Below are 14427 nucleotides of genomic sequence, written 5' to 3'. Positions count from 1 at the left end.
TGTCTGTTTGTAGCCGAAATCCTTTTCGCTTGGTTGTCACCGCCTGCATCGATGTAGTGCTAACTGTTGCTCGATACTCTCTATACAGACTTGCACAGATAAAGGCAGGTACTGCGAATAGGAGTGGACGACATAAACGGCATTAGCTGGTAGTTGGTGCTGGGCAAACACAGCTTGTAGTGCAAAGGAGCTTAAGCTTGGATGAAACTCGGGTACCAGCCCAATGCCAGCACTGGCTTTGATCAGTGCTAAACAACTATGAAATGAATTGCTGCTGCAGTGTGCGGTAGCACGATATTCAAAGCCTTGCACACTATCATCACAGGGGAGAAATTGATGGCAGATCTGCTCGCCTTGCCAATCATTGGCGATGTAACGCGCCTGCTCGATTGGCGTGGTTGATAGGTAATCTTGTTGCCCGCAAAGAATGTCACGAAACTCACCAATGCGTCGCTGTTTGTCACTGCTATTTGCTGAGCGGCCGACACGAATCGCCAGATCTATATTGTGTTTGGCTAGGTCCAATTGCTGGTCACTGCTGATGAGTTGTGGCTGTAATCGAGGGTATTGGCGTAATAAATTAGCGATTACTGGGGTGACTAATGTTTCCATCAGCGCATTTGGCGCGGTGATACGCACTTTCCCGTGGGGCACGGCTTGTGCTGTTTGAGCGTGCTCCCAAGCGCCGTCAGCGACCTGGTTGATGGCCTTACATTGTCGATAAAAATTTTCACCGGCCGCTGTTAACCATTGCTTACGTGTTGTGCGCTTTAGTAACGCCACACCTAAGTCAGATTCAAGAGATTTAAGGTGTTGGCTGACAACGGACTTAGATAATTGCAGTTTGTCGGCGGCTTTAGTGATTGAACCACAATCAACAATATGGGCAAAGACGGACATGTAACGCAAACGGTGCATGTTAATTGTTCGGTTTAGTTAAACAGTTGGTTTTAATATAGCGGTTTTTCTAGTTAATAGGTAGAGGTAGTATCTTTATCAATCTTTACCCGTTAATAGGAAATTGTTATGTCACCTGAACAAGTTTTGGCTGCATGTCAGCAGGGAATTGCCGCTTGGCAGCAAGCGTTTAATAATCAAGACGCTGCGGGGTGCGCTGCCCAGTATCATGATGACTGCATCATGGAAGCTAAGCCATTTGGCCGCTTTGAAGGTCGTGCCGCTATTGAAGTGTTTTGGCAAGGAATCATTGAACAAGGCTTTTGCGATGTTGACTATACGGATGTCAGCTGGCGGGCTCATCCCGATGAAGGTTATATATTGACGTCAAAGTGGACCATGAACAAAGCCTATGGCGTGGTACACCGCGAACACTGGACGCTAGATAACAATGGCCGTGCCCGTTTGATTAGCGATGAGTTTGAAGTGCTGGGCGAGCGATAATTCGCGCTATATACGGCACTGCCTATGGTAGACAGCGCCGAGTATAGATAGCCGTGTTATGCAGGCTGTGACTTAGCTTTAACTGTGGTCTTTGCAAAAGTGCGACGATAAAAGGTCAAGGCTGTAAAAAGGAGAATAATACAACCCACTGCTGACACAGAGGTGATGAATAGCACGTAGCTAAAAGGCATATTCAATGCATCATGTAACGGCCTAACAAAGCTGGCTATCTTACCCGATAAAGGTCTGTCGCTATGCTTAAGTGCTGAGAGCATGGTTCCGGTTTCATAACGAATGGTAATGCTGTCAGCTTGACGTAACCACACACCACTATGCTCATCAAATCGAACACTATAGTCTAACGTTTCAGCTGGTTTAGCACCGCGACGTTGTCTAGGTTTATTCACTGCGACTATTTCTGAGTCGGGCCACAGTGCTTGTGCGCTGGCGAGTTGAGCATGCCAGTTATTGGGCTGACTTTGTGGCAGTTGAACTTGCGGGTCCGGTGTATGTTGTAAGGCACCGGTCCATAAGCCTTTGTAGGTGATTAAAAAGCCTGAAAGGCACAAGATAAATAAAGGCACCGAGATAAAAAGCCCAAGTTGAATATGGCTTTTTAGTAGGCTACTCGATTTAGTGTTGCTGGGAATACTCTGTTTTAATCTAAAGCCCTTGCGTACTCGCCACCACAAATAAATACCAACCAAGGTCACCGCTGCGCCGAGCAGTGAGGCCCATGCATTAAGATATTTGCCAAAATCGGCCATTAGGAAGTTACGATGTAGCCAGAAAATCGTGCTGTACATCGGTATTTCAGAAACTAGTCGGGTGTCGATCTCATTGAGTTGATGATCGAAAGCGATGGTTTTGCCACGGGCGCTTGCATGAATATAGGGAGTATACTCCGTAGGGAAGCGCACAGAACTCATGTCTGGATATTGCTCAAAGATAGCTGCGGTGATCTCTGCCTTGCGCTCAGTTGACAATGCTACATACTGCTGGCCTTTGTTGTCTGCTCGTTTAAGCATATCCATAGCGCCCAAATAGACACCGGTACTTAGTACGATCAGCATGGTTATGCTGATGACAAACCCAATCCAATTATGGAACCACTTTAAGCTTGGAACTAGTTTCATACTACCATTCTCACTGTTGCTAACTTTCAACTACAAGCACTGTGCTGTATTGATTATTTAGCTTGTTGTTTTAGTGTGCTGGCTCGGTAACAATTGACCAATTGTCTATTGCGAGTTGCAGCGATTGCGAATGGTAATTAATCTCAGTTCCACCTTCAATTGCAGTAAAGGGAAAAACCTATAATTTATATGGTTTTGCTATCAAGGTCACAATAGTCAGGCCGAAAGCCCTCGGGAAAGGGGGAGTTGGTATGAGTTTGCTGGGTTACATTGAGGCGGCCAAACTCAAAGGCAAGCCTCTAAGAGGGAGCCTATTTTTGTTACTCCATGAACTTAAATTGTGCTTGATATAACATCGCTTGGTCATCACTAGAATCAAACTTAGCAGTGAGTTGATAAATCGCCGTGTTGATTTCTACTGTATCGAAATAATCTTCCGCATCTTGATTGCTGTTTATTAAACTGTCTTTTTGAGCCGCTAAGCCCATTTTTGCCAAGAAACTGTGTACATCGTCAATAGTACTGTGTGTGGCGAGATCAGATGAAAATGTAATTGCGGTTAAGTCCTGGCCCTTAAAGTGAAGCTCGGTGAAATGACCTGTAATATAAATTCGCCGGTCATTTGTTAGGGAAATCGTTGCATTTTCAGGAAATTTAGCTCTAGCTTCTGTATAGGTTAAAGGGCCTGCTGACTCGATGATGTTGAGTAGTTCATTAATGTTCTGTGTAGATAAGGTGGTAATTTTAGCTGCCGATATACCGTTATTGGCAGCGGCTAATGAGAAATGTTTTAGCTTGTAAACATCTTGCTCTTTACTAACTGGATTGAAGGCGTCAAAACTTAAGGTTAAGGTACCGGCATTGGCACTTAATTCAATTTGATTGTTGTTAACCCTTTTAGCGTCGGGAAGTGCTTGCAGCGCCGTTGCAAGTTCAGTATCGCTAGTTACACGATTGTTGACTGTCCAAACTAGGTCATCAAAATGTGCTCTGTACTCAATCAAGTTTGTTGTATAAGCAGAAAAATAAGGGGCTTTCGAGGTGACTTCAATCACGCTGCCTTGCTTGAAAGCTATCCATAAATTTCGCCCATAGCTCCACCAAACAGTTGGGCTATCAACAGGAGTTGATAGATTCGGCGTGCCCAAAATAGTAGTAACCTGTTGTTGACTCATGCCTAGCTCGATACCGAACGCCTGTTGATTAGAAACAATCGGAACCACCTCTTTTTCCGGCTCGGAGGTCGGGGTTGGTAGAGTATAAGCGAAGGTTTGCTCCGCCATTCGGTAACCGTCGGAGGCAAATCTTAGCCTAGCATCTGAGAAAGATTTATCATCTTCACACAGCTTAACTGGTTGACTTACAATCTTAATGTTTAATTTGGTAGTTTGTTTTTTAACGCGGTTAATATGGGTAATATTTTTCTCTACATCTTCAAGTATCAGATACTCGGCCTGTTTCGGTACGGGGAGTTGCTTAAGTAACTCAAGCGTCTGGCTAAACTCGCTTGTCTCTAATACGGGGTCAGCAAAGCCGAAAGGCATGATGAACTCTTTGCTGACTTCAATCGCTGCATATTTTTGTGCAATACAGTTGGGTTTATAATCTAATATTTCCAGTGCAAGGCTGGGAGATGAAACACAAAGGAGCGGTAATATCACAAAGCTGCGTAGTTTGATGTGCATTGACTTGTCCTTGTCCAGTTGCTTTTTTAAGGTGACGATTCAGATATCGCTATAAAACACCCTTTACAGCAACTTGCCATGAACAAAACCCTAAGTCAATGTTGTATAGGCTTTTTTAGTCAAAGTGGCAATGCTATCTGGACAGATTCAGCAATAAGCCAATCACGTAAGAATTATAGTTGGCTATAACCCACTATGACGATAAGCAGTAGAGAAAATGCAAAAACCAACAGGGTATTAATCATCATGGCAGCCATAATTTTACCTCAACATAATCAATTAAACTCAGCGTACTCTTGGGACGATTTAACTGTAACAAATCTGTCTTAATACTGGCTGAATCCTAATCAATTTTTGTGGCTAGAACTGCAAAATTATGCCGATTTTCTCGAGTTTTTTTGTTCGCTACTCAGATCTTTATGAAGCAACTGATTTGGGTCGTCAAACCCTGAGGGTAAGGCCAAAATTAGCTTATTATCCACCACTTTTAAGGTGATAGCTTTAGTCGCGGTTTGAATACGCCCTAGGTTCAATACCACGGCTAAACGAAAGATAACCAGTAATCGAGTTAGTCGCAGCTGCTCATCACTGTCTAGCTGCTGCAGCTGATTGAGGTTAACCCGTTTACGGTGGTTCGCAACCAACATAGCCAATGCCGTTTGTTGTTGCTGACTAAATCCTGGCAGGTCGCTATTGTCGATGATGTAACCACCATGTTTATGATGGGAACGAGAGTTAATATGGATGCCAATTTCATGCAGTTGTGCGGCGGCTTGTAATAACCAGCGACAATCAGTGAGCTGCCAATCTTTGGCAACTTGGACAAATAGTTGCTCTGCCGATAGCTGTACACTATCGGCCTGTTGAGGATCGGCATGGTATAGCTGTGCCAAGCTCATTACAGTGCGTTGCTTTAAGCCTTTGGCTGGGTCGATGTCCGACAGCTCATACAATACACCTTCTCGTAAAGCACCTTGGGCGACTTGCATCTCTTCAATCGCTAAGCGTTTAAAAAAGCTAATTAATATGGCTAATCCAGCGGCAAGGAGAGGAATACGTTTGGGGTCTAAGTTTGGGAGGTCAATGTGGTCGACATGACCAAGTTCGATCAGGTACTGGCGCAGTTTTTTTAAGCCTGACATGGTGATGGGTTGTGGTGTGTCACTATCACCATTAAGTGCTTCATTCACGGCTTTAGCACTACCCGAACTGCCCAGCACCAAGGGCCAGCTGCCTTTAAAATAGGCGTTTGGCAGCAACGAAAACTGTTTATCAGCCGCGGCTTGCGCAGCTTTGAATGCAGCTTTATCTAGCACTCCATCGGCAAAGTAGCGTTGATTGTAACTCACGCAACCGCACTTTAAACTGGCTAAGTTGGTGGCTTTGGTGCGCTTGCCAATCACCACTTCAGTAGAGCCGCCACCAATATCTATGACTAAGTTACGCTCAGTTAGGGTTTGGCTGTTGACGATGCCACTATAAATCAGTCGAGCTTCTTCGTGACCTGAGACTATTTCGATGGGGTAACCGATCACCTTGCGCGCGGCATGCAAGAATTGCTGGGCATTCTTTGCGACACGCAGGGTGTGTGTGGCGACAATTCGTACCCGAGTTTGCTCTAGTTGGCTAAAGCGTTGGCTAAATTCTGTTAAGCAATTGATGCCACGGGTGATGGCCGCTTCATCCAATATGCCATCAGCATTCAGCCCCTTAGCCAATTGGACTTGGCGTTTCTCTTTGTGTAGCACTTGAATGCTACCATCTTGTTCTCGGGCAATGACTAAATGAAAGCTATTGGACCCCATATCTATCGCGACAAAATGTACCGAACTGTCTTGCTGTGACACTATGACTTAAGCCTTTTGTTGTAATGATTCAATATGCCAACCTTCGCTGTGGGTGACGTTATTGGCAAATCGTTGTGCTTGCTTAATTTCATATTGTGTTAAATATTGATGAATAGCAATTTGACTGCGTACTTTTTTCTTATTACCACGAGACTTATACGGGTTAGATTGTGCTTGATTGACGATACGAGACTTAGTGTTATCACTAAATTGGATTTGCATGAGATCCATAATCATCTTTTTCAGTGCCGCACTATAGATAGGGGTACAAACTTCAACTCGTTCGTCCAAATTGCGTGTCATCCAGTCTGAAGAGCCCATAAACAACTTGTTTTGTCCGGCAGCGCTGAACAGCATGATGCGTGAATGCTCTAAGAAGCGATCAACAATACTGTAGACTTCAATGTTGTCGCTGATACCGGCAATTTGCGGCACTAAGGTACACATTCCCCGGATCATCAGCTTTATCTTTACGCCCGCTTGTGAGGCCTGATAAAGCTTGTTGACCATAATGTCATCAACTAAGTTGTTTAGTTTTAAGGTGATGCCAGACTTCTCACCACGGCTGGCCGCGTCGATTTCATCATCTATGAGTTGCAACCATTGCTGCCTTGAGTTGAAAGGCGACACAATGAGGTGGTTAAACTGGTCACGTTGGTAGGGGCGTTTTAATAACTCAAATACATGTTGCACTTCTGCAGCGATGGCTTGATCGGCAGTAAACAGCGATAAGTCAGTATAAAAACGGGCGGTGCCCTCATTGAAGTTACCGGTACCAATGTGGGCATATAGCTGAGTTGAACCTTGTTCTTCACGAGCGATCAGGCACAGTTTAGAGTGAACTTTAAGGCTTGGGATACCATGATGCACTTTAACCCCCGCTTCGGCTAAACGCTTGGTCCAATCGATATTAGATTGTTCATCGAAACGAGCGCGCAGTTCAATTACTGCGGTCACTCGCTTGCCATTTTTCACCGCGTCAATCAGTGACTGCATAATGTGACTGTTTTTTGCCACTCGATACAGGTTGATCTTAATGCTGGTGACGGCTGGATCGTAGGCAGCCTGACGCACAAGCTCTGTAAAGTGAGAGAACTTATGATAGGGGTAGTTTAATACAATATCGCCGTGCTTTATGGCATCAAAGCTATTGTTAAAAGCGCTGAATTGCTCGCTGTTAAGTGCAGGCAGTTTTTCATTAACTAGTTTTTTTCGGCCAGCCGTTGGAAAATCCATGAAGTCGCGGAAGCTGTGGTAGCGCCCACCTGGTATTAAACACTCTGTTGAGCTGATATGCAGATTTTTCTTAAGCATTTTCAGCATATGATTAGGCATGTTTCGATCGAAAACCAACCTAACAGGCTGTGCTTGTAAACGCTTGCGGATAGCATTGGTCATCTGTTCTAGCTGCGTTTTTTCAAGCTCATCGGTAATGTCGAAGTCTGCGTCTCGGGTCATCTTCATCGAGTAGACTTCACTGCGGTCATAGTCGAAGAAGGGTTCAAACAGTTCATCGAGACAATGCCGAATGATATTGTCCACCAGAATAAAATGCCTCACTTTGCTGGCTTTTTCATGGGGGAGCTCAATGAACCTAGGGATGCCTGCATCGGGGATTTTGACAAACGCGTAGCGAATTTTTTCACCTGAGTACAATGCTGCACAAAGGTAAGTTGAGTCATCATTAATATGATTCACTAGCTCGCTTTGTTTAGTCAAAATCAGTGGTGCGATATGACGAACAAGACGGTCTTTAAAGTACTTTTTAAGCCAAGCGTGATGGAACTCGCTCAATTGGGTTTCATTAATGAGATAGATATTGGCGCGAACCAGATCTTTCATTAACGCATGGTAGGTTGCATCGAATCGCTCTTGTAGTGCCAGCACTTTGTCTTGGATACTATGCATTAAAGCCTGACTGCGACTTGGTGTATCGGCATAAGCGGTTAGTAGTATCTCCCGTCTGACAGCGGCTACGCGCACCTTGAAAAACTCATCCATATTACTGGAGAAAATCCCAAGAAACCTGACACGCTCAATCAGTGGCACATTGGTATCGCAAGCTTCTTGCAATACGCGTTCGTTAAATGAAAGCCATGACAACTCTTTATCGATGAGCAGATCGGAATTAATCGCAGACACAGGAAATCCTAGTTCTAATTACAAATACTGTTAGGTAGTCGGGGGTCAGCCTCATTGCGAGAAAACTGCTGACGGTGCCGAGGTCTACAACTAGTTTATTGAATTTATATGACAGTTTTATTTAACTTAGTGATGAACTGTCATTTACGAGACCGACATCAAATTTGTAGGTCAATCACCTCTACCTTGTAATTTAAGTGGGTTGCACATGCTGTGACACCGATATTTTTGATCAAGCCGCGCGCGTTAAGCGTAGCTTTTTACCGGCTTAAGCCCCTACACTATGCTGAGCGATTGATAAGGGACGAATTGCAATATGAATGTTGAACATTTAAAGCTTTTTATCAGAGTGGCTGCCACGCAAAACATTAGTATGGCGGGTAAGGAGTTAGGCTTATCGGCGGCGGTGGCCAGTGCGCATATTAATAAGCTTGAGCAAACATTAGGGATTCGGCTCATCCATCGTACTACCCGGCAAGTGTCTTTGACCGAAGAGGGGCAAGACTTCTTACCCCATGCAGAAGAGGTTATTGCCAGTGTTGAAGCTGCGCGTGCATCGGTTGGCGCTGGCAGCTTGGTACCGCAAGGGACATTAAGAGTTAGTGCGCCGGCTTCTTTCGGGCGGATGTACATTATGCCGCTATTGAGTCAGTTTTTAACGCAACATAGCAAGATTAAAGTGGACTTGCGGCTAAGTGATACGATTGTTGATTTGGTCGAGGGTGGATTTGACATTGCAATTAGAGATGCCTCGCTTAACGATTCCAGTTTGGTTGCACGAAAGCTTGCTAAAGATGAGCGAATTATTTGTGCTTCACCCAGTTATATCGAGCGTTTTGGGATACCGCTATCACCGCAACAACTTAGCTTGCACAATTGCATTACTTTAGCGGGGATGGACAATTGGCGTTTCAATCTTGGTAGCAGTGAAACAAGCGTGAAAGTGCAGAGCAATCTACGTACCGATAATGGCGAAGCCCTGCGCGATGCTTGTTTGCAAGGCGTTGGTATTGCCATGAATTCGAGATGGAGTGTCTATCGTCATCTTCAGCGCGGTGATTTGGTTGAAGTATTGCAAGATACGCCGTTTATTTCTAGCAGTGCGATTTGGGCGGTTTATCCTAGCTCAAGATTGCTTGCGCCTAAAGTACGCGCCTTCATTGATTTTTTAGCAACAGAGTTTGGTGATACACCTAGCTGGGAGCGGTAGTGAGCAAAACCATTGACCAGCAAGGTGGTTTCAGTGCTGGTCAATGTTATCTAATTTAGGCTGCTTGCAGTCGTTGGTAAAGCGAGTCTTTTAGCACCGCGCGATCGTGTTTGAGCTTGTGCATCGCTTCATCGTCAATGGGATTACTGTTTAACTCCAATTCGCGGATTTCTTTATCCAATGCGTTGTATTGTTTGGTATCTGCTGCAAATTGACTGTCAGTCTGCATTTGGCTAGCAATCTTGTCTGAAAATTCAGGAAATTCATGAAGTAATGAATGGTCTTCACCTAACATAGTGGCTCCTTTACTCAGTGTAGATGGAAACGGGCTACGCCGTGGTCTATTTAACCTAGAACATCGCGGGTAGGGCGTCAAATTGAGATAATTAAAAGCTATTGCTTATTTTTAGCCGTTAAGTGAATGATGACTAAACGGCTATCGATCTGTTTACCATGCAAAGGTTTGAATAACATTTTGTCCCATTGTGGGATGATGTTGTTCAGCCATTGCCAGCTTAGATAAAAAATGCTGGCGATTGTGAGGTAACATACCGCGCATCGGTGACAAGTTATTACCGTGGTCGCCCCAATAGTAGCAATCAAAGTCGGCCAAGTTCTCCAGCAAGTAACGCTCTTCGTTGACAATATCCTGTGGCGAGGGCATGACAAACTCACCCCGTTGGACTTGTTTTTCAAGTTCTGTGCCCGGTTGTATTGCCAGAGCCATTGGTGCGATTTCTTCAGGTTGCAGTATATTCACCAAGTCAGTGGTTGCCTTAATGTGTTCCATGGAGCGAAATTTCCCCCCTAGGCCAAAGATGAAAGATGCTAACACTTTGATGCCTGCAGCCTTAGCCATTGCCATTCCTTCAATGGCATGGGCGGCTGTCATTTGTTTATTGATCTGTTTTAGCACTTGGTCATCGCCCGATTCTAAGCCGGTATAAATCATAGTTAAGCCCGCAGCATGCATCGCTTTAAGTTGCTCAACACTCTTACGTCGTAAATCATTGAAACCTGCATACATGGCAATATTGCGGATTTCTGGAAATGTGCTGGCAATTTTATTGAGTACTTGCAATAACAATTCACTGCGCATGGCCATTACATTGCCATCGATGAGGAAAATAGATTCCACTTTAGGGTAGGTGGCTCTGGCCGTGTCTATATCAGCGAAGATCGCGTCGAGTGGGCGAACACTAAAGCGCTTGTCGCTAAACATATTACAAAAGGTGCATTGGTTATTGCTGCAGCCCAATGTGGTTTGAATCAGAACACTCTCGGCTTCAGGCCAAGGACGATAAACTTTACCTTGATAACGCATATGACACTCAGGTTGGTGGATAGTGGTAATGAGTTTATCAGTGTTGTTTTGTGTTGATAATTTAGGTTTGCATGGAATTAGAATATAGATTTTGTTGATAATCTAAGATGAAACTGCTCTCTAGTCGTACAGATACCAAACAGAACCGTGCCGTGAATTGATTGTCACGGCGTGGCCAAAAAATCAATTGATAGCGGCGAGATTTTGCAGTGCATTTTCGATGGTTTCGACCACATGTTTGGTTTTGTTAGTATCATTCACATCAGCGTGTGGTTGGCGAAACTGCCCAGCATCATTGTCAAAGTATTTGCCACTGGCATCGGCGAACTCTGCTGATAAGGCTGCTCTGACTAAAATATCTGCACCAATACTGAGATCGCCACCGCTTACGCCATAAGCCTGTTTGACCATTTTACTGCCAAGCATAGAAGCTGGATTTACAGCGATGATAGCAGGCGCATTAGTGCCTAATGTCTGTGCTAATTGCCGTGACCACATGGTGATAGCCAGTTTGCTTTGAGCGTAGACGGCGCTGTCTGATAGCGGACTTGGCGAGGTTAAGCTGTCGATGTCAAAATTGGCTTGGGCCGCGGAAGATAAGTTAACCACTCGGCCATCGCTTGGCATGATAGGGAGTAGTAACTTGGTGAGTAAATAGGGAGCAAGTGTATTGACCGCAAAGCGAATGTCGAAGCCGTCTATTGATACCGTGTTTTGCGTGACGTAAATACCAGCGTTATTGATCACCACATCTATATGTTCATGGGCTGAGCAAACCGATTCTGCCAAGGCTTTCACATCTGCCATCTGCGATAGATCAGCAACATATGTTTCTAACTGCAAGTCGCTATTAATGCTCGCGAGCTGGGCGGCCACTTTGGCTAGTTTGTCACTACTACGCCCATGTAAAAGTACGTTATGGCCCAGAGCTAATAAAGCTTTTGCCGTTTCTAAGCCAATGCCGTCGGTGGCGCCGGTAAGCAATATAGTTTTGTGCATAAAGCAGATTTCCTTGTTCACTGAGTGGGGCTATCAATAAGGCTAAACTGAGTTTTAGTTCATGTATTGAGTTTAGCACTGCAATCGCAACGGTATAACAAATCAATCACTACAATCAGTTTATTGATTATGTTGATAATCTTAAGATTCGTATTGGCATTATTAAGATCTCAGACTGCAATTGCCGACCCCACTAGTCAGTTATGTTTTGTTTGGCAATCGCGCCCGCCTGAGCGAGGGCGGTTAATTGCTCATGGGTTTTAGCGCGCAGTAAGTCGCGCAATAGGCGCATAGCCGGTGTGATAGATTGTTTACTAGGGCAAACTAGCCACAGTTCGGTAGGAGTTGCGGGGTAATCATTCATCAAGGTCATCACCTTGCCGCTAAGAATATCGTCCGCCATATCTAAACTGGATTTCAACGCTATGCCTTTACTGGCAAGACACCAGCGCCTGACCAGATCGCCATCATTTGAGGCCCGATCGGCAGGCATTTTTATCAAAAACTTCTGCTCGCCCTGGGTAAACTGCCACTCGTTATAGAGCACATCATACAATTGATAAAGTAGCCCATTGTGGTTAAGTAATTCATCTGGATGATGGGGCGTGCCGTAATCTGTTAAATACTGGGGCGTCGCGCATAAAACCCGCGGCACATTAGCTATCTTAAAACCATACAAGCTTGCATCGTTTGGCGAGCCATAGCGCAGCGCCATATCAACAGCATCACGGTAAAAATCAATATTACTGTCGCTTATGCTGCAGCGCAGATTCAAATCTGGGTATTGTGTCATAAACTCATCAAGCCAGAGCCTCGCGCTGTTTCGGCCCAAGTCTGAAGGCATGGCGATGCGTAGATCACCATCAATCACTGCCATATCAGCTTTCATATTTTGCTTTGCCTGGTCAAGCATGATGATGGCTTGTTGGCACTGAGGGAGATAGCGCTCACCTGCAGCTGAGAGCTTGAGTTGTCTGGTGGTGCGGATGAACAGCTCGGCACCAAGGCTTTTTTCTACGCGCTTGACAGCGGCACTGGCTGTGGCTGTGCGCATATCCAAATGGGTCGCTGCAGCGGTAATACTGCGAAACTCAGCAACTTTGACGATAATATACAGATCTTGCAGTAACATAATGAGCTCGGTGCAAAGTGATTAACTTGTGTTTATAGCTGTCACGAACAAGATTATCAATTAACATTGTCAAAAATTATTTGATAATGTTTCCTAGTTTATGCTGTTTATCACCACGTTCTGCTTGTCTACTATTAAGGGGTCACTCACCGATATGTTTAAGGAAACCCCATGAGCCAACTGACTATTGTTGCCAATATTATTGCTAAAGAAGCGCACATCGAACTGGTTAAAGCTGAACTGCTTAAATTGATAGATACCACGCGCAAAGAGCCCGGCTGCATTAATTATGACTTACACCAAGATAACCAGAATCCAGCACATTTTGTGTTTTACGAGAACTGGCAAAGTCGTGAGCTGTGGCAAACTCATATGGGCAACACGCACCTACAACAATATATGGCCGCGACCGAAGGCGCAGTAGCCAGTTTTGTATTGAATGAAATGACCGTTATCGGATAAGTCTGAGACTTAATACAGATAAAGAGCCCGCGGGGCTCTTTTTGCATGTCTGTATGGTTATACTATGGGTGTTGCTGGCAGTAGAGATAAATATGGACACAGCTATCCCGGATATTCGCTTTAATGATTCTATTTTACCTGAAGTGGGTTTTGAAGTTATTGAACTGCATAGCTTGTATCAGCGCGCTGCAACCAACAAGTCACTATGCGTCGATCGTCCGCACCGGGTACATTTTCATAACCTGATTTTATTTACCGGCAACGAGGGTGAACATTTTATCGACTTTAACCGTTTTCAAGTTGGCAAGGGCTGTGTCGTTCTAGTCAATAGAGGCCAAATTCACGCTTTTGATATGCAAAATCAGCCCGCGGGAAAGTTGATCATATTTACCGACGCGTACTTAGAAAGAGTCGCAACGGCAATCGATATTCGAATATTCAGCCCTATCGCGATGTTGACGAGTTACCTTTCCCAGTTCCAATTATCTAGTGCGCAGGCCAGTACTTTACTGGGAGTTATTGATCTTATTGCTAACGAATATCAGCTTAAAGTTGCCAATAACAATTATCTACAAGTTCTTTTTGCCGCGTTATTGACTAAAGTTGGTGAAGCTAAACCGACCATTTATCATCAACAGATTAACGGTAACCAGATAAAGCACTATGAGCAATTTATAAAGCTGTTGAGTGAAAAGTATAAGGAAACAAGGGATGCCAATGTATATGCCAAGTGGGTAGGAACAACCTACAAAACATTGAATCAGATTTGTAAGGCGATCACTCAGCAAACGGCTAAGCAGGTCATCGATAGTTTTATTATTTTAGAAGCTAAACGACGACTATCAATTGATAGTATTCAAATTCAACAGTTGGCAGAATTGCTTGGATTTGATGAAGCGACTAACTTCGTGAAATTCTTTAAGAAGCACACATCTCTAACACCGACTCAGTTCAAAAAAATCTACAAGGTTCGACATTAACCATTTCTATGCCTTGATTGACCTAGGCTGTTCATACTGTTTTCACTACTATTTCAGGGTAATCACCTACAGGGATAACCCATGAGAAAGTTTATTTTAACCAACAGTA

The 14427-nt window shown here is 44.4% G+C and carries 13 protein-coding genes; 4 read left to right on the top strand and 9 right to left on the bottom strand.

Going from position 1 to position 14427, the window contains the following annotated elements; translation table 11 throughout:
• Positions 1 to 36: 36 nt before the first annotated feature.
• Positions 37 to 918: a LysR family transcriptional regulator gene (locus L865_RS0100305; protein WP_028771397.1), complete on the bottom strand. Its 882-nt coding sequence runs from the start codon at positions 916 to 918 to the stop codon at positions 37 to 39.
• Positions 919 to 1026: 108 nt separating this feature from the next.
• Between L865_RS0100305 and L865_RS0100300 the strand changes: the two genes are divergently transcribed.
• Positions 1027 to 1401, top strand: coding sequence for a YybH family protein (locus tag L865_RS0100300; RefSeq protein WP_028771396.1), 375 nt, complete (start codon positions 1027 to 1029; stop codon positions 1399 to 1401).
• A gap of 56 nt (positions 1402 to 1457) precedes the next feature.
• Here the strand turns inward: L865_RS0100300 and L865_RS0100295 are convergent, their stop codons facing one another.
• From L865_RS0100295 to ppk1, 4 genes are all read right to left on the bottom strand, one after another.
• Entirely contained in the window at positions 1458 to 2537 is a 1080-nt protein-coding gene (locus L865_RS0100295) for a PepSY-associated TM helix domain-containing protein (RefSeq protein ID WP_028771395.1), read from the bottom strand.
• 320 nt (positions 2538 to 2857) lie between these two features.
• Positions 2858 to 4222: a hypothetical protein gene (locus L865_RS0100290; protein ID WP_028771394.1), complete on the bottom strand. Its 1365-nt coding sequence runs from the start codon at positions 4220 to 4222 to the stop codon at positions 2858 to 2860.
• A 374-nt stretch (positions 4223 to 4596) separates the two neighbouring features.
• Positions 4597 to 6069 (bottom strand): Ppx/GppA phosphatase family protein, encoded by a 1473-nt coding sequence (locus L865_RS0100285; protein ID WP_028771393.1) that lies wholly within the window; start codon positions 6067 to 6069, stop codon positions 4597 to 4599.
• 6 nt (positions 6070 to 6075) lie between these two features.
• Positions 6076 to 8211 carry a polyphosphate kinase 1 gene (ppk1, locus tag L865_RS22735; protein ID WP_245608366.1) on the bottom strand — a complete coding sequence of 712 codons (2136 nt, stop codon included), beginning with the start codon at positions 8209 to 8211 and terminating at the stop codon, positions 6076 to 6078.
• Between the two features lie 316 nt (positions 8212 to 8527).
• Between ppk1 and L865_RS0100275 the strand changes: the two genes are divergently transcribed.
• On the top strand, positions 8528 to 9421 hold the full coding sequence (locus tag L865_RS0100275; protein ID WP_028771392.1) for a LysR family transcriptional regulator: 894 nt from the start codon (positions 8528 to 8530) through the stop codon (positions 9419 to 9421).
• A gap of 55 nt (positions 9422 to 9476) precedes the next feature.
• Here the strand turns inward: L865_RS0100275 and L865_RS0100270 are convergent, their stop codons facing one another.
• The 4 genes from L865_RS0100270 to L865_RS0100255 form a co-directional block, all read right to left on the bottom strand.
• Positions 9477 to 9716: an HP1242/YdcH family protein gene (locus L865_RS0100270; RefSeq protein ID WP_028771391.1), complete on the bottom strand. Its 240-nt coding sequence runs from the start codon at positions 9714 to 9716 to the stop codon at positions 9477 to 9479.
• 153 nt (positions 9717 to 9869) lie between these two features.
• Positions 9870 to 10745, bottom strand: a complete 876-nt coding sequence (locus tag L865_RS0100265) for a radical SAM protein (RefSeq protein ID WP_028771390.1) — start codon at positions 10743 to 10745, stop codon at positions 9870 to 9872.
• 183 nt (positions 10746 to 10928) lie between these two features.
• On the bottom strand, positions 10929 to 11744 hold the full coding sequence (locus tag L865_RS0100260; RefSeq protein WP_028771389.1) for an SDR family NAD(P)-dependent oxidoreductase: 816 nt from the start codon (positions 11742 to 11744) through the stop codon (positions 10929 to 10931).
• A 193-nt stretch (positions 11745 to 11937) separates the two neighbouring features.
• The gene (locus L865_RS0100255) at positions 11938 to 12876 is read right to left on the bottom strand and encodes a LysR family transcriptional regulator (RefSeq protein ID WP_028771388.1); all 939 of its coding nucleotides are present in this window, start codon (positions 12874 to 12876) and stop codon (positions 11938 to 11940) included.
• Positions 12877 to 13047: 171 nt separating this feature from the next.
• Here L865_RS0100255 and L865_RS0100250 point away from each other — a divergent pair, with 171 nt between their 5' ends.
• Both L865_RS0100250 and L865_RS0100245 read left to right on the top strand, forming a co-directional pair.
• Entirely contained in the window at positions 13048 to 13338 is a 291-nt protein-coding gene (locus tag L865_RS0100250) for a putative quinol monooxygenase (RefSeq protein WP_028771387.1), read from the top strand.
• A 92-nt stretch (positions 13339 to 13430) separates the two neighbouring features.
• Positions 13431 to 14318, top strand: a complete 888-nt coding sequence (locus L865_RS0100245; RefSeq protein ID WP_037470286.1) for a helix-turn-helix domain-containing protein — start codon at positions 13431 to 13433, stop codon at positions 14316 to 14318.
• The last annotated feature ends 109 nt before the right edge of the window (positions 14319 to 14427 follow it).

It is taken from the genome of Shewanella waksmanii ATCC BAA-643, assembly GCF_000518805.1.
Classification (GTDB): Bacteria; Pseudomonadota; Gammaproteobacteria; order Enterobacterales; family Shewanellaceae; genus Shewanella; species Shewanella waksmanii.
The sequence above is the reverse complement of the archived record's forward strand: the minus strand, read 5'-3'. Positions and strand labels throughout refer to the sequence as shown.